Annotated in this window: 25 protein-coding genes; 13 read left to right on the top strand and 12 right to left on the bottom strand. The window is 63.8% G+C overall.

Going from position 1 to position 23,241, the window contains the following annotated elements; genetic code table 11:
• The 7 genes from AArcCO_RS09555 to AArcCO_RS09585 all read right to left on the bottom strand — a co-directional run bounded on the left by AArcCO_RS09555 (position 1) and on the right by AArcCO_RS09585 (position 8,196).
• Positions 1-546: a DUF7974 family protein gene (locus tag AArcCO_RS09555; RefSeq protein ID WP_259533201.1), complete on the bottom strand. Its 546-nt coding sequence runs from the start codon at positions 544-546 to the stop codon at positions 1-3.
• Positions 547-674: 128 nt separating this feature from the next.
• Positions 675-2,048 (bottom strand): ABC transporter ATP-binding protein, encoded by a 1,374-nt coding sequence (locus AArcCO_RS09560; RefSeq protein WP_303650960.1) that lies wholly within the window; start codon positions 2,046-2,048, stop codon positions 675-677.
• On the bottom strand, positions 2,041-3,117 hold the full coding sequence (locus AArcCO_RS09565; RefSeq protein ID WP_259533202.1) for an ABC transporter ATP-binding protein: 1,077 nt from the start codon (positions 3,115-3,117) through the stop codon (positions 2,041-2,043). The genes AArcCO_RS09560 and AArcCO_RS09565 overlap by 8 nt, the downstream gene beginning before the upstream one ends.
• The gene (locus AArcCO_RS09570; protein WP_259533203.1) at positions 3,117-4,166 is read right to left on the bottom strand and encodes an ABC transporter permease; all 1,050 of its coding nucleotides are present in this window, start codon (positions 4,164-4,166) and stop codon (positions 3,117-3,119) included. Before AArcCO_RS09570 ends, AArcCO_RS09565 begins: the two co-directional genes overlap by 1 nt.
• A complete protein-coding gene (locus AArcCO_RS09575; protein ID WP_259533204.1) occupies positions 4,159-5,115 on the bottom strand; it encodes an ABC transporter permease in 957 nt (318 codons plus the stop codon). The genes AArcCO_RS09570 and AArcCO_RS09575 overlap by 8 nt, the downstream gene beginning before the upstream one ends.
• Positions 5,116-5,161: 46 nt before the next feature.
• Positions 5,162-7,111, bottom strand: a complete 1,950-nt coding sequence (locus AArcCO_RS09580; RefSeq protein ID WP_259533205.1) for an ABC transporter substrate-binding protein — start codon at positions 7,109-7,111, stop codon at positions 5,162-5,164.
• Between the two features lie 140 nt (positions 7,112-7,251).
• Positions 7,252-8,196 (bottom strand): ABC transporter permease, encoded by a 945-nt coding sequence (locus AArcCO_RS09585; RefSeq protein ID WP_259533206.1) that lies wholly within the window; start codon positions 8,194-8,196, stop codon positions 7,252-7,254.
• 185 nt (positions 8,197-8,381) lie between these two features.
• Here AArcCO_RS09585 and AArcCO_RS09590 point away from each other — a divergent pair, with 185 nt between their 5' ends.
• The 3 genes from AArcCO_RS09590 to AArcCO_RS09600 are packed head-to-tail and all read left to right on the top strand — an operon-like array spanning position 8,382 to position 11,921.
• Entirely contained in the window at positions 8,382-9,593 is a 1,212-nt protein-coding gene (locus tag AArcCO_RS09590) for an ABC transporter permease (RefSeq protein WP_259533207.1), read from the top strand.
• Positions 9,590-10,660, top strand: a complete 1,071-nt coding sequence (locus AArcCO_RS09595; RefSeq protein WP_259533208.1) for an ABC transporter ATP-binding protein — start codon at positions 9,590-9,592, stop codon at positions 10,658-10,660. The genes AArcCO_RS09590 and AArcCO_RS09595 overlap by 4 nt, the downstream gene beginning before the upstream one ends.
• A complete protein-coding gene (locus AArcCO_RS09600; protein ID WP_259533209.1) occupies positions 10,653-11,921 on the top strand; it encodes an ABC transporter ATP-binding protein in 1,269 nt (422 codons plus the stop codon). The genes AArcCO_RS09595 and AArcCO_RS09600 overlap by 8 nt, the downstream gene beginning before the upstream one ends.
• Positions 11,922-11,974: 53 nt before the next feature.
• Here AArcCO_RS09600 and AArcCO_RS09605 read toward each other — a convergent pair whose 3' ends face one another.
• Entirely contained in the window at positions 11,975-12,751 is a 777-nt protein-coding gene (locus tag AArcCO_RS09605; protein WP_259533210.1) for a DUF7289 family protein, read from the bottom strand.
• Positions 12,752-12,935: 184 nt separating this feature from the next.
• On the opposite strand from AArcCO_RS09605, the gene AArcCO_RS09610 reads away from it, so the two are divergent.
• Both AArcCO_RS09610 and AArcCO_RS09615 read left to right on the top strand, forming a co-directional pair.
• Positions 12,936-13,412 (top strand): deoxyuridine 5'-triphosphate nucleotidohydrolase, encoded by a 477-nt coding sequence (locus tag AArcCO_RS09610; protein WP_259533211.1) that lies wholly within the window; start codon positions 12,936-12,938, stop codon positions 13,410-13,412.
• Positions 13,413-13,477: 65 nt separating this feature from the next.
• Complete coding sequence (locus tag AArcCO_RS09615; RefSeq protein ID WP_259533212.1) at positions 13,478-13,861, top strand: DUF7971 family protein; 384 nt, start codon at positions 13,478-13,480, stop codon at positions 13,859-13,861.
• Between the two features lie 32 nt (positions 13,862-13,893).
• Here AArcCO_RS09615 and AArcCO_RS09620 read toward each other — a convergent pair whose 3' ends face one another.
• Positions 13,894-14,856 carry a DUF8155 domain-containing protein gene (locus AArcCO_RS09620; protein ID WP_259533213.1) on the bottom strand — a complete coding sequence of 321 codons (963 nt, stop codon included), beginning with the start codon at positions 14,854-14,856 and terminating at the stop codon, positions 13,894-13,896.
• Between the two features lie 95 nt (positions 14,857-14,951).
• On the opposite strand from AArcCO_RS09620, the gene AArcCO_RS09625 reads away from it, so the two are divergent.
• Genes AArcCO_RS09625 through AArcCO_RS09635 form a run of 3 tightly spaced genes read left to right on the top strand, consistent with a single transcriptional unit; the run spans position 14,952 to position 16,562 of the window.
• Positions 14,952-15,683 (top strand): lipoyl protein ligase domain-containing protein, encoded by a 732-nt coding sequence (locus tag AArcCO_RS09625; protein WP_259533214.1) that lies wholly within the window; start codon positions 14,952-14,954, stop codon positions 15,681-15,683.
• A gap of 55 nt (positions 15,684-15,738) precedes the next feature.
• The gene (locus tag AArcCO_RS09630; RefSeq protein WP_259533215.1) at positions 15,739-16,119 is read left to right on the top strand and encodes a 30S ribosomal protein S6e; all 381 of its coding nucleotides are present in this window, start codon (positions 15,739-15,741) and stop codon (positions 16,117-16,119) included.
• Between the two features lie 14 nt (positions 16,120-16,133).
• Positions 16,134-16,562 carry a DUF7112 family protein gene (locus tag AArcCO_RS09635; protein WP_259533216.1) on the top strand — a complete coding sequence of 143 codons (429 nt, stop codon included), beginning with the start codon at positions 16,134-16,136 and terminating at the stop codon, positions 16,560-16,562.
• Between the two features lie 58 nt (positions 16,563-16,620).
• Here AArcCO_RS09635 and AArcCO_RS09640 read toward each other — a convergent pair whose 3' ends face one another.
• On the bottom strand, positions 16,621-16,980 hold the full coding sequence (locus tag AArcCO_RS09640) for a DUF5658 family protein (protein ID WP_259533217.1): 360 nt from the start codon (positions 16,978-16,980) through the stop codon (positions 16,621-16,623).
• A 95-nt stretch (positions 16,981-17,075) separates the two neighbouring features.
• Here AArcCO_RS09640 and nth point away from each other — a divergent pair, with 95 nt between their 5' ends.
• The 5 genes from nth to AArcCO_RS09665 all read left to right on the top strand — a co-directional run bounded on the left by nth (position 17,076) and on the right by AArcCO_RS09665 (position 20,647).
• Positions 17,076-17,762, top strand: a complete 687-nt coding sequence (nth, locus tag AArcCO_RS09645; RefSeq protein WP_259533218.1) for an endonuclease III — start codon at positions 17,076-17,078, stop codon at positions 17,760-17,762.
• 87 nt (positions 17,763-17,849) lie between these two features.
• Positions 17,850-18,374 (top strand): transcription factor, encoded by a 525-nt coding sequence (locus AArcCO_RS09650; RefSeq protein ID WP_259533219.1) that lies wholly within the window; start codon positions 17,850-17,852, stop codon positions 18,372-18,374.
• Positions 18,374-19,042: a DUF2110 family protein gene (locus AArcCO_RS09655; RefSeq protein ID WP_259533220.1), complete on the top strand. Its 669-nt coding sequence runs from the start codon at positions 18,374-18,376 to the stop codon at positions 19,040-19,042. The genes AArcCO_RS09650 and AArcCO_RS09655 overlap by 1 nt, the downstream gene beginning before the upstream one ends.
• Positions 19,039-19,848: a DUF5803 family protein gene (locus tag AArcCO_RS09660; RefSeq protein WP_259533221.1), complete on the top strand. Its 810-nt coding sequence runs from the start codon at positions 19,039-19,041 to the stop codon at positions 19,846-19,848. The genes AArcCO_RS09655 and AArcCO_RS09660 overlap by 4 nt, the downstream gene beginning before the upstream one ends.
• A gap of 85 nt (positions 19,849-19,933) precedes the next feature.
• Positions 19,934-20,647: a competence/damage-inducible protein A gene (locus AArcCO_RS09665; RefSeq protein ID WP_259533222.1), complete on the top strand. Its 714-nt coding sequence runs from the start codon at positions 19,934-19,936 to the stop codon at positions 20,645-20,647.
• Positions 20,648-20,902: 255 nt separating this feature from the next.
• Here the strand turns inward: AArcCO_RS09665 and AArcCO_RS09670 are convergent, their stop codons facing one another.
• Together AArcCO_RS09670 and AArcCO_RS09675 are read right to left on the bottom strand one after the other, a co-directional pair.
• Positions 20,903-22,888: a 3-hydroxyacyl-CoA dehydrogenase/enoyl-CoA hydratase family protein gene (locus AArcCO_RS09670; RefSeq protein ID WP_259533223.1), complete on the bottom strand. Its 1,986-nt coding sequence runs from the start codon at positions 22,886-22,888 to the stop codon at positions 20,903-20,905.
• Positions 22,889-23,010: 122 nt separating this feature from the next.
• Positions 23,011-23,208, bottom strand: a complete 198-nt coding sequence (locus AArcCO_RS09675) for a heavy-metal-associated domain-containing protein (RefSeq protein ID WP_259533224.1) — start codon at positions 23,206-23,208, stop codon at positions 23,011-23,013.
• Positions 23,209-23,241: the final 33 nt, after the last annotated feature.

A 23,241-nucleotide genomic window follows, 5' to 3' on the forward strand; every position in this document is an offset into this window, starting at 1 on the left:
CTACTCGGGGACGAGCCGGACCGTCGTCCGACTGTACAGCCCCTTGCCTTCGGCGTCCTCGACGTTGAGGCCGGCGCCGATGGCGTACTTGCCCGGACCGGCCGGCTCCCACTCGGACTCCGACACACGGAAGGTTCCCGTCCAGCGCTTCCTGAACACTTTCTCTTCTCCGCGTTCGAAGACGAACCCCCGTTGCTCGTCGGGCGGGTTCTTCAGATCGACGTGTGAGGCTTCCGTCACGCCGTCGACGTCCCACGTCCACAGCACCGGCGATCGGACCGGAACCGTCACCGGGAACGGCATCACGTTCCGCATCCGAACCACGAACGGAACGTCGGTTCCGACAGGGTACTCGTTTCTGGGGGTCGTAACGTCGATCTTGATCGACCGATATCGGAGCCAGTGTGGAACGAACACGCGGCTCAGCCACGTGGAGGGGACCATCTTGACCGCGAGCGGCTCGTGAGATCGGTCGCGCCGTTCTCCGGGGCTGAACGCGTCCTCCTCGTCCCGGCGAAGCGCCTCCGACTCGTAGATCCGACGCATCGTCGGACCAAGGGCCGCAACCGAGTAAAAGCGTTCGATCGACCGGACAACGGAGACGTCGGCGGACGGCGTTAGTCGTCCGCGTCGGTGTTAGTCGTCCGCGTCGGTGTTAGTCGTCCGCGTCGGTGTTAGTCATCCGCGACGGCGTCGTCGGCGTCGGATCCGCTCGTTCCGACGGCACCGGGAGCGAACTCGGGCGGCGTGCCAGGGTAGCCGTCGTCGTAGAGCAGACACGCGATCCGGTGGCCGGATTCCGTCTCCGCAAGCGGTGGAACCGTCTCTTCGCAGGGGGTGGTGAGGTCCTCAGCGATGACCGCGGCCCCCTCCTCGAGTCCGTCCTCGTGGACCGTCCTGACGTATCGCGTGAGCGCCTCCTCGACTGTCGAATCCGAAAGCCGCTCGGGAAGTTCGAATTCCTCCCGGACGAGGCGTTCGAGTTCCTTCTGGGGCAGTTCCTCGTAACTTTCGAATCCCGACCCTGCCTCGCCTTCTTCGACAGCGGTCACCGCGTGTATCGAATCCGCCGATCGGGCACGCTGCTTGAGGTTGAGCAGCGAGCGCCAGTGCTCCTGTTCGACGTCGATCGCGTCCGGCTGGATGACCCGGGGACACCGGGTGTGGAACCGACACCCCGTCGGCGGATCGATCGGCGATGGGACCGCCCCGCGGAGGAAGATCTGTTCGCCCTCCCAGAGCGGATCGGGCTCCGGGATCGCCGACAAAAGCGCCTCCGTGTACGGATGATACGGCGGCGCGTACACGCTCTCGGTCGGGCCGATCTCGGCGACCTTGCCGAGATACATCACGGCGACCCGGTCGGAGATGTGCTCGACGACGCTGAGGTCGTGCGCGATGAACACGTACGAGAGGTCGAACTGTTCTTGGAGATCCTCGAGGAGGTTGAGGATCTGCGCCTGGACGCTCACGTCCAGGGCGCTCACCGGCTCGTCACAGATGACGACTTCCGGGTCCACCGCCAGCGCGCGGGCGATCCCGATGCGCTGCTTCTGGCCGCCGGAGAACTCGTGGGGGTACCGGTTCGCGTGGCTCGGATTGAGACCGACCGTGTCGAGCAGCTCGTACACCCGATCCTCGCGGTCCTCCGTTTCGCCGATCGAGTGGATCTCCAACGGCTCCCGGATGATGTCTCCGACGGTCATCCGGGGGTTCAAGCTCGAGTACGGATCCTGGAAGATGTACTGGATGTTCTTCCGGATGTCCCGGAGTCCACTGCTGGAAAGCTCCGTGAGATCCGTATCGCGGTAGTAGATCGAGCCACCCGTCGGCTCGATCAGCCGTATCATCGTCTGTCCAAGCGTCGACTTCCCGCAGCCGGATTCGCCGACGACGCCCAGGGTTTCCCCCTCCTGAAGCTCGAAACTGACGTCGTCGACCGCCTTCACCTTCTGGGACTCCCCCAGCAGCGTGTCGAGGAACCCTTCGCTCGTGTCGTAGTACTTTTCGAGGTTCTCGACCCGAACGATCGGCTCGTCGCTACTCATCGCTTTCACCTCCGGTTGCGGCGGCGGTCGGATCCGACGTTTCGTCCCGAACGACGATATCGTAGTCGAGCCCCTCGGAGAGGTCGCCCGAGTACTCGAGACACGCCGCCCCACGCTCGGAGTCGACCGTCGTCCGCTCGCCGGTCTCGGGATCCAACAGACTCGGCTCCGTTCGGGCACACGCCTCCTCGGCGAACGGACACCGAGGGTGGAAGCTACAGCCGGGGGGCAGTTCGATGAGGTCCGGCATGGTTCCCGGGATCGTCTGTAGACGATCGCGCTTGTCGCCGATCCGCGGGATCGAACTCATCAGTCCCACAGTGTACGGATGCTTCGGATCGTAGTAGAGGTCCTCGACGGGCGCCTTCTCTACGGGCTTGCCCGCGTACATCACCATCACTCGGTCGCAGAACTCCGCGATGACGCCGAGGTCGTGGGTGATGAGCTGTACCGCTGTCCCCATGTCGTCGGCGAGTTCCTCGATGAGGTTGAGGATCTTCGTCTCGATCGTCACGTCCAGCGCCGTCGTGGGTTCGTCGGCGATGATGAGTTCCGGGTCACACGACAACGCCATCGCGATGATCGCACGCTGTTGCATCCCGCCGGAGAACTCGTGGGGGTAATCGGAGTACCGCGTCTCTGCTTCGGGGATTCCGACCCTGTCGAGCAACTGTATCGTCCGTTCGCGGGCCTCCTCCTCGCTGTAGCCGAGGTGGTGTCTGACCGCTTCCCCGATCTGATCGCCGACCGTGTACACCGGGTTCAACGCGGTCTGTGCGTCCTGGAAGATCATTGCGATGTCGTTGCCACGAATCTTCCGAACCTCGGATTCGGACATCTCGAGGAGGTTCTCCCCTTTAAACAGGATCTCGCCGCTCTCGATCTGTCCGGGATTGTCGATCAACCGCATCAGCGAAAGCGCGCTCACGCTTTTGCCGGCACCCGACTCGCCGACGACACCGAACTTCTCGCCCCGTTCGATCCGGTACGAGAGGTTGTCGACCGCGGTGACGGCCCCTTCCTGGGTGTAGAAGCGAACCGTGAGGTCGTTGACTTCCAGTAGCGCCATTACTGGGCACCTCCAGCAGTGACGCTGGTCTCCTGTGCGTCCAGGGCGTCGTTGATTCCGTCACCGATCATGTTCATCGACATCACGAACACGAAGATCGCCAGCCCGGGGAAGACGGTCGCATGCCAGGGGATCCGGCCGCCCGGACCCTGGATCAGCGTCTCCCGGGTCTGGTCGAGCATGGTTCCCCACTCGGCGGTGCCGGGCGGCATGCCCAGCCCGAGGAAGCCGAGCGCGGCGACGCCGATCACGACGACGCCGATGTTGAGCGAGGCGACGACGAGCACCTCCGCCATCGCGTTCGGCAGCACGTGACGCATGATCACCCGCCTGTCGCGGGCGCCCAGCGCCTTCGCCGCCTTCACGTACTCGCTTTCCTTGACAGACAGCACCTCCCCGCGCATGATGCGGGCGTAGCCGTTCCAGCCGAACAGCGAGAACGCCGCCACGAGCTGCCAGTAGCCGCCGCCGAAGATCGTCACGATGATCAGCGCCAGGACGATCCCGGGGAACGCGTAGATCGTGTCGACGATCCGCATCATTATCTCGTCGACCCAGCCGCCGTAGTAGCCGGAGATGCTTCCGTACACCATCCCGACGCTGGCGGTCAGCATGACCACGACGAACCCGATCGAAATGCTGTATCGGCCGCCAAAGAGGATCCGGGAGAACAGGTCGCGCCCGCTCCCGTCGACCCCCATCCAGTAGTCAGTGGACGGCCAGTCGTACACGCTGACGCTGGGGTCTTCGGTCAGGTAGAGGATGGTCGTCGGATCGTACGGCGCGAGGGCGAACGGCTGGATCGTGACGCCCCAGACCGCGATCGGGCGAGCGAGAAACGCCGCAAGGCTCATGAGCAGAACGATCGCGAGCCCGATCAGCGCCGAGCGGTTCCGCATGAACCGCTTGTACGCGCGAACCCAACGGGTTTCGGTCTCCGCCTGTATTTCGCCCGTCCAGTCGGAGATCCGCTCCCGCTCGGTTACCCGCTCCGGGTCGAACCCGGTGACTTGAATCCGACCGCGCTGTGAGTGAGATCTGTCAGTCATATCTGATCCTCGGATCGAGTACTGCGTACATGATGTCCGCAACCAGGTTCGCGATGATGATCGCGACGCCCGTCACGAGCGTGATCGCCATGATGAGGTCGATCTCGTTTTGCGTCAGGGCGTTGATGAACTCCCGGCCGAGCCCGGGCCAGTTGAACACGACCTCGACGACGATCGATCCGCTGACGATGCCCGCCGTGAGAAGCGCCGCGAGCGTCACGACGGAGATGAGCGAGTTGCGGAGCACGTGTTTCAACACGACCTTGCGTTCGGGGAGCCCTTTCGCCCGGGCTGCCGTCACGTAGTCTTTGTTCATCTCTTCGGCCATCGACGTGCGCATCACGCGCATGATCGCCGCCGCCGACGCCGTCCCGACGGTGACGCCCGGAAGGATGAGATACCACAGCATCTCCGGGCTGTACAGCGGCTGTCGAGAGGGCGGCAACACGGGCCAGAGATCCAGGATCAACGCGAAAAACAGGATCAACATCAGCCCGAGCCAGAAGTTCGGGATCGAAATGCCCGAAAGCGCCAGGAACCGGCTGACGGTGTCGCCCAGCTGGTCCTTTTTGACTGCCGCATAGATACCCGTCGGGATCGCGATCCCCAGCGCGAACACCCAGCCAAAGATGCCCAGCGCGATCGTCTCGGGGAGCCGCATCAGGACGATGGAGCCGACGTCACGGCCCGAACTGTACACCTGGCCGAAATCACCCTGTAACACGTTCGCAATCCAGTGGAAGTACTGCTCGTGGGCCGGCCGGTGGAGGCCGTACCGCCGCCGGATCGCCTGCTCTTCGGCGGCCGTCATGTCGGGGTTTAACCCGACCATCTGCTGGACGGGGTCCCCGGGCGTATAATGCACGAGTGCGAACGTGATCACCGACACACCGAACAGTATCGGGATGATCGCCAGAAACCGCTTGAGTATAAATCGTCGTAAGCTCATCGTGTGGGAGGAGTTGCTGCCGATCGACCGGCAGCACGGCGAGGGCTTATTCGTCGATGTAAATAACTTGTTCGTCCTGCGGCGCGAACAGGGCGTAGTTCAGGTAGCCCTCGTGGAACGGGAACTGCCCCCAGCCCTTCACGCTCTCGTGGCGGACGGAGGTCTGCAGGTCGAAGTGCGTGATCGCACTGGCTGCAAGCTCCTCGAGTTCGCGCCAGATCTCGTCGTACCGCTCGCGGCGGAGGTCCGGGTCTTCGGCGACCTCGGCGCCGTACCTGGCGTTGTCAAGCATCTCGTCGAGCCAGTCGAAGCTGACGCCGCTCAGGTTACAACACGCACCGTGGTTACTGCTGTGATGCAGCGCGTCACAGAAGCTGTGCGGGTTGAACGTGCCGGACAGGCCGATGCAGCCGATGACGCCACGCTCCGCGTACTCCGGATCGAGGACCCGAGCGACGTAGGTTGTCCACTCGAACGTCTCGATTTCAGTCTCGAACAGGCCGGTCTGTTCCATCGACTCGGCGACGAGCTCGACCATCTGGACACGGTCGTCGTTGTCGGCGTTGACCTCGAGAGTTACCTCGAGGGGCGCTTCGATGCCGTACTCGTCGAACACTTCCTGGGCGAGCTCTTCAGCCTGCTCGGGATCGTATTCGTTGTACGGGCGGAGCTCTTCTTCGAGCGCCTGGGCGTCGGTCGTCCCGGCGCCTTGCGCGAGTTCCGGAATCATCGTCCACGCCGGACGGGCCCAGCCCGCCAGGACGTTCTCGACGATCTGTTCGCGGGGGACGAGGTGGTTGAACGCCTGCCGGAGCCGCTGGTCGTCCCACGGCTCGACCCGGATCGGCGGCTGGAAGTACTCGTAGCCGCCGGTCTCGACGCCGGCGACCTCGAAGTCCTCGGAGGCGTCGAAGTCGTCCAGCGTCGCCCGGGTGAGGCCGGTCGTCACGTCGATTTCGTCGTTCTGCAGCGCGCCAGAACGGGTCGCGTCGTCCGGAATGATCTCCATTTCGATCCGGTCGATGACCGGCCCGTCCGGGAAGTCGTCGTCACCTTCGAACCAGTCGAGCGAATCGACGCCCATCTGCTCGACCCAGTAGTTGTCGTTCTTCTCGTACTCGACGTACTGCTCGTCCTCCATCTCGTCGAACACGTACGGGCCGGTACCGATCGGATCGTTACCCTGTCGGGGATCGAGATCGTTCGGTGGAAGTTCGGCCAGTTCCTTGGGATACACGTACATCGGCGGCAGCTCTCGTGCGCCTTCGGCGTCGGGGAGCTGACCGTAGATGTCGACGGTGTACTCGTCGATCGCCTCGTAGTACAGTGTCGAGTCGAAATACTGTGCGGCGTTGTCGGACAGCTTCAGCCTGTCGTAGGAGGCGATGACGTCCTCTGCGGTCATCTCCTCGCCGTTGTGGAACTCGACGCCCTCCCGGAGGTTGTATCGGATCCGCATGCCGAAGACGCCGTCGTCGACGGCGTCTTCGGCGTCTTCGAACAGCAGCGTTCGAACCTCGTCACCTTCTTCTGGAACTGCGTCCTCCGGATGACGAATGATCTCCTGTTCCTCGATCGGAAGCGCACCCTCTTCGACGGCTTCGACCGTCCGCATGTACGGCTCGTAGTCGGTGCGCTCGATGTCTTGCGTTTCGGCGACCTCGAAGTCCTCCGCGAGCCACGGATAGAGGTTCCCCTCGCTGTCAGTAATGGTCAGCGACTCGAACACGACACTCTGGACCAGCGTCGACGTCGTGTCGGTACTGTACGGGCCGTCGAACGAGTCAGCGTTGGCACCGATGCCGACGCGAAGGGTTCCGCCCTCCACGATCTCGCCGGGATCGACGTCTTCCTCGCCGATACCCGTGTCGTCTTCTTCGGCAGGCTCGTCGCCTTCGAGACAGCCGGCCAGGCCGACGACGCCCGCTGCGCCGACACTCTGGAGGACTCGTCTTCGGTTAATACGTGGACTGGATATCTCGGTATCCTGTACCATGGCCAGAATTGCGGGATCCCTACTAAAATATGTACTGCTTTGATCCCGCTGCCGTCGGGCGGTAAATATCTGTCAGAGTAAAACTATGATTCAGTTTTGAGCAATTTTTTACATCCGTGTCCAGATTCGGCCGGTACAGATCACCGGGATCCGGCGTCGACGCGGGGATCCAGATAGCTGTACGAGAGGTCCTGAATGATGTTCCCGACAACTCCGAAACCGATGACCACGATCGTGCTTCCCAGAAGAACCGGGAGATCACGGTTCTGTATGGCCTCGAGGAACAGCAGTCCGAACCCGTCGATCGCGAACAGCACTTCGATCACGAACACTGCGAGAACGAGCAACGCGAGCGCTTCGGTAAACAGCATCGAGAACAGCGGGACTGCGGCGTTGCGTACCACGTGTTTCGCGACGAGAACTGGCCCAGCACCCTTCGCTTTCACCAGCGTGATGAAGTCTGCAGACGCGTGTTCGATCGCGTACGCTCGCGTATAGCTCACGTATCCGCCAAGAATTGCTGCGGTGGCGAGACCGATCGGGAGTGCGTGGTCGAAAACCACCGGCGACCGTGAGATCACGTCGCCCTCCAGCAGCGAAACGAACATGCCGCCGATCCAGAAGCTCGGCAACGCAAAAACCAGGTACGCGGTTCCCCGGCCGCCGTTTGCGAACCGGCTTTCCGGATTCAAGGCCGCATACAGACCGACCAGCATCCCGATCGAGAGCCCGAAAACGATCGCCGGGACGACGTACATCCCAGTCCGCAGTACCGCAGCGCCGACGAGTTCGAGGACGGGCTCGCCGGTCACTAACGACTCGCCCCACGATAGCGTCATCATGTCCCCCATCCAGTCGACGTACTGCTCCCATACCGGTCTGTCGAGACCTCTATCCGCGAGATATGCATCTAGACGAGCCTCGAGTTCCTCGCCGGTGATGCCGGCCAATCTGAGCTGCCCCTCCAACCCCTGTTTGACCCAGTCGTCCGTCATCGTAAAGCCGACGAACACGGCAGTCATAACAGCCCACGCTGCAACGGCTCCGAGCGCGATGCGCTGGAGGAAAAGTCGGACGACGCTCACGAGCGATCACTCCGCGTCGGGATCCTGTAGACGACAGCTTTCGGTGCTCGTCGGGAGCTGACAGGGACCATGGAGGGCATACAATCTGGTTACCGACGGTCGATCTCAAAAACGTAACGGTTATGGCACGTTCGTGAAAACCCATCCACGTGCCACGATAACTGGTCCCGAAAGAGGTGCCCTCCATGAGCGACAACGACGACCCTCCCCGGTTCGAGACAGTCGACTGGTCACAGTTGCAACGATCGAGACGAATCGTTACCCCTCAGCGTATTACCCTTCTGACCGGCGTTACGCTCGTCGCACTACTGTACCTTTACGACGTCATGTATGCCCACGTATACACGATCGGCGAGTGGCGAGCCGAGCCGGTCGACTGGGTGTTCCTCCTTGCGTTGGTGACACTCGTCGCGTACGGTATCGTTCCCGCAGTACAGCATCGAGCTACCGCGAGGCAGTTCCTGGAGGGCGTCGGTGCCAAACTATCGACGAAGCTTGCCGGCGGCTACCTCCTGCTGTTGGTGGCGATCGGTTTTCTCGCCCCACTGGTCTTTCCGAACCCGGGGCTCGCCTTTCAACACGCGTTTCATCCGCCGGTCGGATTTACCAGCCAGGTCACGGGCGTCGAGTGTCTCGGCGCCGTGACCGGCGAAATCTTCGACCAGCAATGCCATGGAACGTGGACGTATCCGCTCGGAACGAACGAGCGAGGCCATCCGATGGGATACCTGGTTGCCTCCGGTGCGCGGGTCGCGGTGTACGTGATGGCCATCACCGCGGTGTTCGTGATTCCTGCGGCGGCAGCCGTGGGCGTAATCGCCGGACTTCGCGGTGGCGCCGTCGACAGTCTGCTGATGTCGTACGTCGACGTCCAGCTGTCCATCCCCGCGATCGTGCTGTATTTCATCGGGTACACCTACTGGGGCCCGTCGTTGCTCGTGTTATTGCTCGCGTTCGGGCTGCTCAGCTGGGGCGGCATCGCGAGACTGGTTCGCAGCGAAGTGTTACAGCGTCGCGAGGACGGCCACGTCCTCGTTGCCCGGAGTCTCGGAGCGTCCGGGACGTATCTCGCCAAGCGCCACATTCTGCCGAACGTGACGAACACCCTGGTCCCGGCGGTGTTCCAGTTGCTCGCGCTGCTCGTACTGTTCGAGGCAGGCGTCGCCTTCCTCGGCTACCACGAGCTGCAGACGTACTCGTGGGGCGGGACAATAAGCGAAGGGATCAACGCGGAGGTCGCCGCAGGGATGCAGACCAGGGCCGAACACCCCGCGTACATGATCTGGTGGGTGGCGACGCTTCCGGCGCTGGCGTTGACGGCGACGATCCTCTCGCTCAAGCTCGTCGGCGACGAACTCAGGGACGCGATGGATCCCCGACGGAGGGCGGGACGATGACCGACGAACCCGCAGAAAACGGGAGCAAACCGCTCCTTTCGGTCGAAAACCTCCGCAGCCACATCCACGCGGACGGGGACACCGTCCACGCGGTAGACGGAGTGAGTTTCACCATCGGCTACGGGGAAACCGTCTGTCTGGTCGGCGAATCCGGTAGCGGGAAAAGCGTCACCTGCGAGTCGCTCACCGGGATCGTGCCGCAGCCGCCGGCCGAGATCGTCGGTGGAACCGTCGACTTCGACGGTTTGTCGCTACTGGACGCCGACGATTCGACGCTGCGGTCGGTTCGTGGAAACCGGATCTCGCACGTGTTCCAGAACCCTCAGCAAGCACTGGACCCAGTGTACACCGTCGGAGAGCAACTCGTGGAGGCGATGACGATCCACGGTGCAGCCAACGACGCTGCGACCCGCAATCGTGCCGTCGACCTCCTGAGGCGAGTCGGGATCCCGCGGGCGAGCAAACGAGTCGACGACTACCCACACGAGTTCTCCGGCGGGATGGCTCAGCGGGTCGCAATCGCGATCGGTCTCGCGGCCGATCCGGAGCTTTTGATCGCCGACGAACCGACGACCGCCGTCGACGTCACCGTGCAGGCCCGCCTCATCGAACTGCTCAGAGGACTGACCGGGGGCGGCATGTCGCTGCTTTTGGTCACACACGATCTCCGGGTGGTCGCCGCCCTGGCGGATCGGGTCGTCGTGATGTTCGGCGGCACGGTGATGGAACAGGGACCGGTAGAGTCGGTGTTCGAACGCCCATCACATCCGTACACGCAGGCGTTGTTCGAAAGTTACGACGGACTGGACCGCCGGGGGGAACGGTCCGCGCGCGACGAGATCCCGACGGACGGCTGTCGGTTCAGACAAGAGTGTCCCCACGCCGTCGACGCCTGCGAGGGTGGAACACAGCCCACGACGTATCCCGCAGGGGACAACAGCACGCACGTGGTCTCGTGTGTCCATTACGCGTCCGGACGGGATCCGGATCCGATTCTCGCGGATGCGAGGGCAGCCAGCCCGGGCGGGGAACCCGAGGCAGCCAACGGAGGGTCGGCCGATGAGTGACGAGCCGCCAGTGCTCGGTGTCGACGGGCTGGAGAAGCACTACCCGATCAGGGAGGGGTGGCTGCGTCGCGAGGTCGGTCGGGTTCGCGCCGTCGACGGCGTGACCTTCCGGATCGACCGCGGCGAGGCACTCGGGCTCGTCGGCGAGTCCGGCTGCGGGAAATCCACGACTGCACTGTCGATCCTCCGGCTCGAGGAGCCGACCGGTGGGGAGGTCAGGTTCGAGGGAACCCCGATCGAGGAACTCGCCGGGGAACAGCTTCGATCGTTCCGGCGACGGGCACAGCTCATCGTCCAGGATCCGAACGAGGCGTTCAGCCCCAGGATGACCGTCGGAGAGGCGGTAGCGGAGCCGCTCCGCCTGCACGGCATGGACGATTCCGACCGTCGACGGGAGATCGTCGCCGACGTGCTCGAACGCGTGGGGCTGTCCGCCGCCGACGTCGACCGCTACCCCCACGCGTTCTCCGGCGGCGAGAAACAGCGGATCGCGATCGCCCGTGCGCTCGTCGTGAATCCGGATCTAATCGTCGCCGACGAGCCCACCAGTGCACTCGACGGCCGGGTCCAGTCGGACGTGCTCGCCCTGCTGGACGAGATCCGGCGGGAGTTCGACATTGCAGTGCTTTTCATCAGTCACGACATCGACGTCGTGCGCCGGTTCTGTGATCGTATCGCGGTGATGTATCTCGGGGAAATCGTCGAAAAGGGCCCAGTGGCGGAGGTACTCGACTCGCCTGCACATCCGTACACCCGCGTCCTGCTCGGATCGGTGCCGAGCCTCGATCCCGGACAGCGGGAGCTCGAACAACCGCTGACCGACACCGTGCCGGAGCCGGCGAACCCACCCGACGGCTGTCGGTTCCACACCCGGTGCCCCGAGGTGATATCGCCGGACGAGGTGGACGTCTCCACGGAGGAGTGGCGGGCGATTGCGGCACTCCGGTTCACCGTTGAAACCGGCGAACTCCCCGAACCGATCGCGCCGGATCGACAGGAGGAGTCGATCACGGCCGAAACGGTTCGCGAGGAGTTCGGAATCGCGGCGACACTATCGGATCCGGGCGCTGAACGGGCCGTGACAGCGGCGACCGCAGCGGTCGCAGAGGGCAACCTCGAGGCGGCACAGCGGGAACTCGCCGAGGCGTTCCCGACGGTGTGTGAACGCGACGCGCCGACTGCAGTCGATCTCGACGGTCAGTCAGTCCGGTGTCATCGGTACGATCCTGAAACGGCCGCCGATCCGCTGCCCTGGAATTGACGGCTTAGAAAAGACTGGAGAGTCGCGACCAACCCAAAACAGCCGGCCGGCCTTCACTCGAAGGCAACTTCAATCCGAATCACGACGACACGAAGCTGCTCTACGTCGTCGTACTCACACGACACCAGCGTGAGACCGTCCTCGCCGGCTCCCGGTTCGGGGTCGTCACAGTCCAGCCCGCTGTCCTCCAGATATCTGCTCCAGGCCCCCGGGTTGTCCGTCGAGACGTTCACCTCGACACTGTCAAACGAGGTACCATTGACCGGATCGTTCCGTCTGAGGACCTGTTCGGTCCGGACCTGAACGACCTGATCGCCGCTCACGGCGACGGAGCCACCCGACGTGAGCCGAACCACGGGGATCACAACGTGGTCGTCGTCGATTACGAACGGGGGCTCGCGAACCATCACACCACCGCCCTCGCCATCGCTGCGAACGACTGCGCCCCCGGAGTAGGTGACGGTACTGTCGCCGGATTCGAAGGCGATGGAACGGACCTGCTGTGGTGGATAGGTGTACTCCTCTCCGGTGTCTGGATCGATACCGGTGATTTCGATGTGCGTCGAATCCTCGACCGAAAGTGTCGCCTCGGACATGCGAATCTGGGTCGATCGGCTCGGCGCCCCGTCCAGGACGATGTCGTCGAGGTTCTCCCCGAGCACCTCGAAGGCTCGTTCGGCGTTGTTTATCCGCTCGTGATCCCTGGCGTCCTGGAGCCCACCCAGCCCGACCGTATAAACGATCGCGATGGAACCGATTACGAGTGCGAACACGAGAACGAAGCTCAGCGCCTCGCTTACCCCCCGGTTGCCGACCGTCGTCTCGCTCACAGAGAGACACTCTACGGGGAGGGGTTATCAAAGACACGGCCAGGTTATCAGGAACGAAACTGGCGACTCCGGACAGTCCGCCGACCGAAACTGGTGTTCCCGCTAGCGGGAAGACGAATCAAACAATGTGCGACCGACGGCGACACGACAGCAGCGTTTTATACCCGGACGCGACAGAGCCGATATGTTCAGGTCAGGGAAGTTCGTCGCGCAACGGCTCCGAAAGGCGAACGACGAACCGCTGACGTCCGAGCAGGTACAGCCAAATGGCGTCGATCTGACGCTTGGAACCATATACGAGCAGACCAGCCCGGGCCGCATCTGCAGGGACGGGAAAACAGTCGGCGACAGACGGGAACTGGAACCCGCGGACGACACGTTCGAACTCGGACCGGGGAACTACGTCGCCGAGTACGGGGAGGTCGTCCGGGTCCCCGACTCGCACGTCGGATTCGTCTTGCCGCGCTCTTCGCTCATGCGCAACAGCGCGATGTTGAACACGGCGGTATGGGACGCAGGGTACGAGGGCGTCGGCGAGGGGCTATTGCAGGTGGGCCACGAAATAGAGATCGAGCGGGGTGCGCGGATCGGGCAGTTCGTTCTCGCTGCCGCCGATCACGAGGGGGTCTACGAGGGTGATTATCAGGGCGAACGGCTGTGATCGGTTGCCCGGATCGGACCGGCGGGACCGACTCTTTTAGGTACCGTCCGATCGATTGACAGCACATGGAACACGTCTCACTCGGCGTACCGCGTGGCGTGCTCGAATCGCTTCCCGAGGAAGAAGACGCCGCGGAGATGGACATACACCGGGCCGTCGACGGGATCGAGCGCCGGATCAACGACGCGATCGACGAAGCCGACGATCCCGGCGAGGCCGCCAGCTACGTCGTCGACGCGATCGAACACATGGAATCCCGGATGGAACGGTACGACGAGTTCGTCCCCGAACTCAGGGCGTGGGGCCAGTCCCCGATCTACGCGATGGCGTGGCGGAACCTGTACGCGGAACTGATTGCACAACTGTACCAGGAGGAGTGGCTCGCGGAGGAACTCGATCGCGAGCGAAACTACCGGCTCGTCGACGACGGAGTCCGGTTCGACGGCTGAGTGTTCACCGCGTCGGTCCACCGACGCGGACACTAGTGGCCGGGACCGAGACGAATCGGATCCTCGCTGGGACGGATCGCGACCGAAACCTCCTGTCCGACCTCGAAGGAGGCGTTCCGGGTAATCAGTTTGGCGCCGTACTCGGCGTCACGGGCGGCGAAAAGCGAGAGTCCGACGATCCTGGTTTCGTCCGCGAGGACGTCGACGTCCCGCCAGCGTATGGTCCGTCCGGTCGCCGTGCCGATCCGCGTTCCGAGCAGTTTTACGACCGACTCCGTTTCACTGACGTCTGGCGGTTCCAATTTACCGTCGTCGACCGGCCCATCGAGCACACCGCCGCCCTCGTAATGGGTCAAACCGCCGTCCAGCGGCCGGCCGTCGTCGTCGGCGATCGCAACGAACTCGGCCCCGGGGGCGGGATGGGTCGGCGCGTCCAGCACGGCGTAGGTGCGTCCCGTCTCGACGACAGTTCCGGTCCCGTCCCAGTCGATTCCCTCGACGGCCGCCGCCACGATGACCGGAAGCGATCCCCGCGCACGAAATGGGTTCCGGTCCGGCGGACGAAATCCCAGATGGATGTGGTTGTCGACCCACGGACCGAAGAACCCAGATCTGACGAGGTGTCCGATCGGATCGCCGACCGCTATCCGGTCCCCGGGAGCGACCGCTGGATCGACGTGGAGAATCCGGGCGAACAGACCGTCGGCGTCGGCCGGTTCCCCCTCGACCCGGATTACGATCAGGTGATCACAATCGACGGCGTACGGCCTGTCCGGACAGCCGACCGTCTTCGTGTCGAGGACCTCCCCGGCGACCGGCGATCGTGCTGTTTCAGTGTCGGGATACAGGTCGATCGCGCGACCGCAATCGTGGGCCGGATACGGGGAGTTGTAAAGCGAGAACCGCCGATACCGATACAGGAGATCGGCGGGGAGCCGGACGATCGGGTCGGCGTCGGTGGCCGCCCGGCCGCCCGTGGTCTGTTCGGCGTCCATGGGTGCCGTTGGATCCGGTCGGACAAAGGGGCGTCGTCACGTGGGCAAGCGACGACGCCGGTGTCGTTTTCCGTTTCGGCTACGTCGTGTCGGACGTGGCAGTACACGTCGTCCGCGGGTGCCCTGCCGGAATCGAAGCCGATCGGGAACTCGCAGAGCGGCTCCTGGAGATCGCCGCAGAACGGGGAGAGCCGTGGATCCGAGTCTGGAGGCCGCCCAGACAGCTAGCGTTCGGTCGCCGCGACGCCAACGAACCCGGATACGACGCGGCAAAAGCGGCCGCACGCAGCAGGGGATTTCCCCCGGTCGAACGGAGTGTCGGCGGGCGGGCCGTCGCGTACGACGGCACCACCACTGCCGCGTTCGCCTACGCTGTTCCGCTGTCCGACCCCCGTCGCGGGCTCTCGACGCGATACGACTGGGCGATCGACCGACTCCAGGACGCACTAGAATCGACCGGCGCGAACGTTCGTCTCGGCGAGCCCACGGGGGCGTTTTGCCCCGGCGATCACTCGTTGCGTGCGGTTCGAGACCTGAACGGATCGGATCACGAGGGGGTCGAGACGGGCGGGAAGATCGCGGGGATCGCACAGCGCATTGGAACAGCAAGCGCACTCGTCTCCGGTGTCGTAGTGATCGAGGACACGGCCGAACTACGGAAGGTGCTCGCGGCGGTGTACGATCGGCTGGACCTCTCGTTCGATCCCGACGCGCTCGGATCGGTAAAAGCGGCCGGCGGGAACGACGATCCGGAAGCGGTGGTCGCCGAGATGGAGTCGGCGTTCGTGGACGGGCGTCAGTCCGTCGTCGAACGAATCGACCGGTAGCCGCCCGGACGTTCGTTTCGACGTTCTTTTTATTGCCCGGGAGCGTTCTCGTGGTATGGCCGAATTCAAAGTCGTCGTCGCTGACCCCGAAAGCGGCAAGACGTATCAGGCGGAAGTGGACGGACAGGACGCGAACCGATTCATCGGTCGAGAGCTGGGCGAGGAGGTCGACGGCGCCGCCGTCGGCCTCGACGGCTTCACCCTTGAACTGACAGGCGGGTCCGACGTGTCGGGCCGTCCGATGCGCACCGACGTCTCCGGCTCGGGTCTCAAAGAACTGCTGCTCGAAGGCGGCGTCGGCTACAAGCCGAACCGCGACGGCGAGCGCAAACGGGTCACCGTTCGGGGCCGCGAAGTGAGCGACGAGACAGCCCAGATCAACGTGAAAGTCGTCGACGGCGACGGCGACGTCGCAGCGGCGTTCGAGACGGAGTAAGCCTCACACTGGAGATGCAAGACCGGCTCCCCTCCGACGCCGACGCGGTGTCGACGACCCGGGCCACCGTCGACCGTTTCGGCGGAACGCGACGCCCCTGCGTTCGGCTCGGGGATGCGGTCGACGTCACTGACGGCGACATCGTCAGGCTCGTTCTCGACCGAACCACCTACCACGCCCGAGTCCACGTCGACGCGAACGGTCCACTCCTTCGGGGGGCGTACCGAAACCGTCGCCTGGCGCGGACGCCGGGCGAGGGCGAGAACGAACTCCAGACCTGGCTGGAAAACGTCGGCAAGCAACCCGGTGACGCCCTCGAATTCGACGAGGTCGTCGCCGGTGACCTCTACGGACTCAGGGTTCCCGGGAGTCGGACCGTATACTCCGTCAGCCAGGGCCCCAGATCCTCCCTCGCTGACATCGCCCGCGACCTCGACGGGTGACCGGCAGTTCGACTCCCGGCGAAGAACTGATGATTCTGTCCGCGACAGTCGCCCCCAGTCAGGCGAATAGCAACCTGAGATTTACGGCCGTGACCGTCACGCCGACCACTGTGAGCAGCGCCGGCGGGAAGTAGTACAGCACAGCGTCGCCGTCCCGGGCCCCCAGATAGCTGATCCACACCATCACCAGGAACGCAACGAGCTTTGCCGCGACGAGACCCCACAGACCGAAGGTGTCCATCGCGAGGCGCACGATCGGGTTCCCCTCACTCAGGTGCGGGACGAAGTAAACGAGCGCGATGGTCGTCACGACGTCCCCGACACCGTACGCCGCCGTGGCGACGATCCACAGCCAGTAGAACTCGTCTGAACGGCGATTGTATATCGGACGGGCACGGGAGCGACGCGAGCGAGACACGGTAGATCCAGTTTTTGCGAGATAGTAAAACAATTCGACAGCGAGACGAAAACCGGAACCGAACGATTCTTTCCGTTCGTGACAAACCACCGGTCATGGGAACCCCGCTGGACGAGCGAGAAGAACAGGTGACGGCAGTGCTTGACAGGTTGTTCGACGCGTATCCTGACTCGACGATCTCGTTGAACTACTCGAGTCGGTTCGAGCTCCTCGTTGCGGTGGTGCTTTCGGCGCAGTGTACCGACGAGCGGGTGAACGCGACGACTGCGGAACTGTTCGAGGAGTACGAGTCGCCCGAGGACTTCGCGAATGTATCGCAGGACGAACTGGCCGAGCGACTGAACTCGATTACGTACTACAACAACAAGGCGGGGTATCTGCGATCTGCAGCCCAAGACATCGTCGAGAAACACGACGGCGAGGTCCCCGATACGATGTCGGAGCTCACGGAGCTGGCCGGCGTCGGTCGGAAGACTGCAAACGTGGTCCTCCAGCACGGTCACGACGTCGTTGAGGGAATCGTCGTCGACACCCACGTCCAGCGACTCTCGCGGCGTCTCGGGTTGACGGACGAACAGCGTCCGGAGGCGATTGAGGACGACCTGATGGACGTCGTCCCGAAAGAGAACTGGCAGCAGTTCACACACCTCTTCATCGACCACGGTCGGGCGACCTGTACGGCCCGGAATCCCGACTGCGAGGACTGCGTGCTGGAAGATCTCTGTCCGTCCTCGAAACTGGACAACGGAGTCGATCTCGCCTCTGGCGAAGAGTGGTCGTAGGGACGTCGACAACCGCGGTCCGAACCGGGGGCGGAAGACCGCCCGCATCCGGAGCTTTTAAACGAGTTCCGGACCCACGTAGCCGTAATGGCTTTTGAGGAGCTCTTGAACGATCCCGTCATCCAGAAATACCTCCACGAACTCGTGGGACCGACGGGGATGCCGGTCGCCGCGGCACCGCCGGACGGCGAGGTGACCGACGAGGAACTCGCCGAGCGCCTCGATCTGGAACTCAACGACGTTCGACGCGCGCTGTTCATCCTCTACGAGAACGACCTCGCCTCCTACCGGCGCGTTCGCGACGAGGACTCCGGCTGGCTCACGTACCTGTGGACCTTCGAGTACGAGAACATCCCGGAGAACCTCGAAGAGGAGATGCACCGGCTGCTCGAAGCGATCGAAGAGCGTGAGGAGTACGAGCGCAACCACGAATTTTACCTCTGTGAGGTGTGTTCGATCCGGTTCGAGTTCGGGGAGGCAATGGAATTCGGATTCGAGTGCCCGGAATGTGGATCGCCGCTGGACTCGATGGAAAACGACCACCTGATCGACGCGATGGACCGGCGACGTGAAGAACTCCGGGACGAACTCAACGTCGACGTGACGAGCTGATGGTTGTACTCGCTACGAAGTGCTACGTCGCGGGCGACGCCCGGGACCGCGCGTTAGACGGGATGAACGCGCTCGTCGACAACGCGGTCGGGGAACTCGACGTCGAGTGGACGATTGGCGTCAGGAGCGATGACGACTTCGTCCAGGTCGAGTTCGAGGGAGCGGACGCGACTGTCGCGGAGAACCTTCTGGCTGAGGAATGGGGCGAGATTCCCGAAGAGATGGAGCCGGGAGAGACGTACGTCGGCACGCTGGAATCGTGGGACGATGAGGGGTTCACCCTCGATTCCGGGCGCCCGATCGAGGTGCCCGCCGACGAACTCGGCCTGGGGCCGGGGACCCCGGCCCAGCTCGTGAAGCGATACGGGCTCGTCCAGCATCTCCCGATGCGGTTCGTCGCCGGCGATCCGCCGAGGCTGGCAGACGCCGAGCGCGATCGGCTGTTCGACTGGAGTCGCGGCACTGGCCGGGTGAACGTAAACAGCGCGACCCGCGGCGAGGTGCGGGCGACAGTAAACCGGGCGGGACACGCCCAGGACATCGTCACCGTCGAGCGGCTGGGATTGCTCGAACAGAGCATCGTCTGTAGAGAGGACACCGACCCGCCGGGGCTCCTCGCGGCGATCGGCGGGTATCTCCCCGCCGAACTCCGCTGTGTCGTTCCATGACGGTCCGACGTCGACTGCTTCTTGCCGTCGTCGTGCTCGTCCTGCTGGCGGTCAGCGCCGGCTGCCTTGCCTACGTAACCGGTGGGGGCGAGGTTGACGACGAGACGCTCGACAGGGAGCCGGCCGAACCGTACGATCTCGACGTCGATCGGGACGGCTATCTCGTCGTGACGACCGAGGCGAACTATCGGGCAGTCTACAACGTGACCGACAGGGAGGAAGTTCGTCTCCACCGAGAGACCGGATACGGCACCGAGGAACCGATCGACCTGCACGCGTTCCGGATCCAGTACGCCGACGGTGACGTCGTCAACGGGTCGACGTTCCGGGCCCACGGTGGGGAGGTCGAACAGACACCCGACGAGATCTGGGTCCGGTTCCCCGAGGATCGCGAGGCGGACAAGCTGGCGTTTACGGCCTCGAGTACCCCAAAGCGGTTCGTCGCCCAGGTACCCGTTTCGGGCACCCTCGAAGTGGTCTTGCCCCCCGATCGCCGGATGGACTTTTTCCTGTTCGGGAACGTCGCACCACGCGGCTACGAGACGGAAATCCAGGGCGACCGCCAGCACATCATCTGGGACGATTTCACCGGTGACAGGGTCATCGTCCAGTTTTACCTCCAGCGCGACCTGTGGATCTTCGCCGCCGGACTCGGCGTCGCTGCCGTGATCGCCGTCGTCGGACTGCTTCACTACCGCCGTCGGATCGAGGAACTCACGCAACGCCGCAAGGAAATGGGACTGGACGTCGAAGAGGAGCTCGACGAGTACGATGACGACGACGAACCGCCGCCGGGGCTGCGGTGAGCAGTTACCCCGCTCGTCGGTTAGGGGGGTCGATCAGGCCGTCAGGGACCGCGCGTTTTTGTGCCCGACGCCCGTCCCGTGAGACATGGACGTAGCCATCGTCACCGTGGGCGACGAACTGCTCGCCGGTGACACCCAGGACACCAACTCCACGTGGCTGTGTGGACAGCTGACCGCACGCGGGGTGCGTGTGCGACGGGTGACGACGGTCCCAGACGACGTCGGGGAAATCGCCCGCGTGGTCAACGAATACCGCGCCGAATACGACGCAGTGATCTCCACCGGCGGGCTCGGTCCGACCCACGACGACGTGACGATGGAGGCAGTCGCTGCGGCGTTCGGCCGGACGGTCGAGCCACACGAGGGAGCACTCGCGTGGCTCGAAGACCACGGCGGATACAGCGCCGAGGACCTGGTCGCCGGGACGACTAACCTGCCAGCGGGCGCGCGGATGCTCCCGAACGAGGAGGGGGTTGCCCCGGGGGCAGTCGTCGAAACGGTGTACGTCCTGCCCGGCGTCCCTGCCGAGATGAAGGCGATGTTCCAGCTCGTCGCCGACGAGTTCAGCGGCGACCGGACCTACACGACGGTTCTCACCACGCCACAGCCGGAGAGCGAACTGATCGACCTCATGGTGACGCTCCAGGAGACGTTCGGGGTATCGGTCGGCTCGTATCCCGGCGAGAACGTCAGAGTGAAAGTGACCGCCCGGGACCCGGAGACGCTCGAGGACGCGGCGTCGTGGCTGCGAAACCGGATCGAGATCGTCGACTCCCCGGAAGTCTCCGAGACGACGTAGTCGAGAGAGTCCGGGCCGTCGACGACTCTGTCGGCGGTCGGATCAGCGATACAGGTAGATCAACCAGATCGCGGTGACGAGCAGGGACACCAGAAGCACCGTCGCACCCATTTCGGCGATCGGTATCGGTTCCGACTGGAGTAAAACCGGGAGCATACGCGTGAGTTTTTCCGGACGGGATTAAATGATTTCGTTCGTCGGGTGGTATCACACCACGGTGGCTTCGGTGAGGCGCACTCGGACCACCGCCCGCAGCTATTTACCCTCGAATTCCGGCTCTGAATCGCCCATGAAGGCGGTGATTCCCTCCATCAGGTCGTCTGTCGCCATGAGGTGACCGAACGCCTGCGCCTCGATCTCGAGCCCGGCGTCGGTGTCCTCTCGACCGTACAGCATCGCGCGTTTCGTGTACCGCTGGGCGATCGGCGGTCCACTCGCCATCTCGCGGGCAAGTTCGAATGCTCGATCGTCGAACTCCTCGTTGTCGACGACGTCGTTGAGGAAGCCGTACTCCTCCATCGTCTCGGCGTCGTAGCGCTCGGCGGTGAAGATGATCTCCTTGGCCCGCCCCTCGCCGACGATGTGGCTGAGGCGCTGGGTACCCCCCCAGCCGGGGAGCAGCCCGAGGTTGTGCTCCGGCTGTCCGAGTTCCGATCGCTCGGTCGCGATCCGGAGGTCCGCACACGTTGCCAGCTCCATCCCCCCGCCGAGACAGTAGCCGTCGATGCCAGCGACGACCGGCATGTCACACGCCTCGAGCTTCCCGAAGGTTTGCTGGCCCTTCCGGGAGAGTTCGACGCCTGCGATCGGGTCCGCACCGCCGGCAGCCATGCTCTGTACGTCGGCACCCGCCGAGAACGCGCGGTCGCCTTCACCTGTAAGGAGGATCGCTCGCACCTCTTCGTGCTCCTCGAGTTCGTCGATCGCCGACGAAAGTTCCTCGAGCAGTTCGTCGCTGATCGTGTTCATCCGGTGTGGCCGCGAAAGCTGGACGTGACCGACTCGGTCTTGGATCTCGACGGAAATCGCCTCGAAGTCGAACACGTCCCCCTCGCCTTCGGAGTCGCCCTCGTCCTCGCCGTGGAACGTTCCGCCGGATTCGGCCAGATCGGTGAGACACGCTTCGGGCTCGTATCGGGCGGCACCAGTGCGGTCGTACAGCTCCTCGAGTGTCTCCACGAGCGTCTCGATCCCCGCGTCGTCGGCCATCTTCGCTGGGCCGTCGGGGAAGCCGGCACCGAGCATCACCGCCCGGTCGATCGCCGGCGGATCCGCCACGTCGTTTTCGACGAGCCCGGCGACCTCGTTTGCCATCACTGCGAGCAGTCGCAGCCGAACGTCATCGTCACCCTCGCCGGTCGGGACGTCCGCACCGCCGTCCTCGTAGTCGTAAAACCCGGACCCGGTCTTCTTTCCAAGCTCCTCGGCTTCCACCTTCTCGACGAGGACCGGGCACGGTTCGTATGCGTCCCCGAGCTGGTCGTGCATATACTCGAGTACGTGGTAGCCCACGTCGATTCCGACCTGGTCTGCGAGCTCGAATGCACCCATCGGGAGGCCGATGTCGAACTTGGTCGTAGAGTCGACCTCGGCGACGGTCGCATCACCCATCTCGACGATCCAGGCCGCCTCGTTCATCAGCGGGACGAGCACGCGGTTGACGATGAACCCGGGACTGTCCTTTCGGACCCGCACTGGCGTCTTGTCCATCGCTTCCGCCAGCTCCTCGATCAGCTCCAGCGTCTCCTCGTCCGTGTGAGCTCCCGAGATGACCTCGACCAGCTCCATCCGAACCGGCGGGTTGAAAAAGTGCATCCCGCAGAACCGCTCTGGGCGTTCTGTGACCTCCGAGAGGTCCGTGATCGACAGGCTCGAGGTGTTCGAGGTGAACACCGTGTGATCCGGCGCGTACTCCTCGAGTTCCTCGTAGACGTCCCGTTTGATCTCCATCTTCTCGGGGACCGCCTCGATGACGACGTCCGCGTCCTCGACTGCCTCCTCGAGATCCACGAGCGGGGTTACGCGTTCCAGTGCTGCCTCGGCGTCGTCCTCGGAGATCCGATCCTTCTCTGCGAGTTTGCCCAGACTCCACTCGATCTGTTCGTAGCCGTCCTCGACGAACTCCGCTTTGATGTCCCGCATCCGAACGTCGTAGCCGGCCAGCGCCGCAACCTCCGCGATGCCGTGTCCCATGTTCCCCGCACCGAGTACCGTGACGTGTTCGACGTCGTCGAGCTTCATGTCCGACGCGTCGAAGCGGCGCCGGTTGAACGTTTCTATCTTACGAACGAACAACTGGTGTCGAGTTTATTCCTCCGAAAGAAACAGGCAGGCCTCGGCCTCGAGTTGGCGACAGGCCTCGATCAGGCCTCGACTTCGTAGCCGGCGTCCTCGACTGCGGCCACGAGGGCCCCGCGGTCGGCGTCCCCCTCTGCGGTTGCGGTACCGGCCTCGTGATCGGCGCTCGCCGATTCGACCCCCGAAACGCCCTCGAGCGCTTCGACGACCGCCTCTTCACAGCCATCACACGCCATTCCGGACACGGTGAGTGTCGTAGACATACAGGAAACTACTCCGTCACGAACTATGTGGGT

The organism is Halalkaliarchaeum sp. AArc-CO, assembly GCF_024972735.1.
In the GTDB taxonomy this organism is placed as follows: domain Archaea; phylum Halobacteriota; class Halobacteria; order Halobacteriales; family Haloferacaceae; genus Halalkaliarchaeum.

Bases quoted from the DNA above. Each gene is read 5' to 3' on its own strand.
- AArcCO_RS09555 (WP_259533201.1), bottom strand. From the start codon at position 546: ATGCGTCGGATCTACGAGTCGGAGGCGCTTCGCCGGGACGAGGAGGAC.
- AArcCO_RS09560 (WP_303650960.1), bottom strand. From the start codon at position 2,048: ATGAGTAGCGACGAGCCGATCGTTCGGGTCGAGAACCTCGAAAAGTAC.
- AArcCO_RS09565 (WP_259533202.1), bottom strand. From the start codon at position 3,117: ATGGCGCTACTGGAAGTCAACGACCTCACGGTTCGCTTCTACACCCAG.
- AArcCO_RS09570 (WP_259533203.1), bottom strand. From the start codon at position 4,166: ATGACTGACAGATCTCACTCACAGCGCGGTCGGATTCAAGTCACCGGG.
- AArcCO_RS09575 (WP_259533204.1), bottom strand. From the start codon at position 5,115: ATGAGCTTACGACGATTTATACTCAAGCGGTTTCTGGCGATCATCCCG.
- AArcCO_RS09580 (WP_259533205.1), bottom strand. From the start codon at position 7,111: ATGGTACAGGATACCGAGATATCCAGTCCACGTATTAACCGAAGACGA.
- AArcCO_RS09590 (WP_259533207.1), top strand. From the start codon at position 8,382: ATGAGCGACAACGACGACCCTCCCCGGTTCGAGACAGTCGACTGGTCA.
- AArcCO_RS09595 (WP_259533208.1), top strand. From the start codon at position 9,590: ATGACCGACGAACCCGCAGAAAACGGGAGCAAACCGCTCCTTTCGGTC.
- AArcCO_RS09600 (WP_259533209.1), top strand. From the start codon at position 10,653: ATGAGTGACGAGCCGCCAGTGCTCGGTGTCGACGGGCTGGAGAAGCAC.
- AArcCO_RS09610 (WP_259533211.1), top strand. From the start codon at position 12,936: ATGTTCAGGTCAGGGAAGTTCGTCGCGCAACGGCTCCGAAAGGCGAAC.
- AArcCO_RS09615 (WP_259533212.1), top strand. From the start codon at position 13,478: ATGGAACACGTCTCACTCGGCGTACCGCGTGGCGTGCTCGAATCGCTT.
- AArcCO_RS09620 (WP_259533213.1), bottom strand. From the start codon at position 14,856: ATGGACGCCGAACAGACCACGGGCGGCCGGGCGGCCACCGACGCCGAC.
- AArcCO_RS09630 (WP_259533215.1), top strand. From the start codon at position 15,739: ATGGCCGAATTCAAAGTCGTCGTCGCTGACCCCGAAAGCGGCAAGACG.
- AArcCO_RS09635 (WP_259533216.1), top strand. From the start codon at position 16,134: ATGCAAGACCGGCTCCCCTCCGACGCCGACGCGGTGTCGACGACCCGG.
- nth (WP_259533218.1), top strand. From the start codon at position 17,076: ATGGGAACCCCGCTGGACGAGCGAGAAGAACAGGTGACGGCAGTGCTT.
- AArcCO_RS09650 (WP_259533219.1), top strand. From the start codon at position 17,850: ATGGCTTTTGAGGAGCTCTTGAACGATCCCGTCATCCAGAAATACCTC.
- AArcCO_RS09655 (WP_259533220.1), top strand. From the start codon at position 18,374: ATGGTTGTACTCGCTACGAAGTGCTACGTCGCGGGCGACGCCCGGGAC.
- AArcCO_RS09660 (WP_259533221.1), top strand. From the start codon at position 19,039: ATGACGGTCCGACGTCGACTGCTTCTTGCCGTCGTCGTGCTCGTCCTG.
- AArcCO_RS09665 (WP_259533222.1), top strand. From the start codon at position 19,934: ATGGACGTAGCCATCGTCACCGTGGGCGACGAACTGCTCGCCGGTGAC.
- AArcCO_RS09670 (WP_259533223.1), bottom strand. From the start codon at position 22,888: ATGAAGCTCGACGACGTCGAACACGTCACGGTACTCGGTGCGGGGAAC.
- AArcCO_RS09675 (WP_259533224.1), bottom strand. From the start codon at position 23,208: ATGTCTACGACACTCACCGTGTCCGGAATGGCGTGTGATGGCTGTGAA.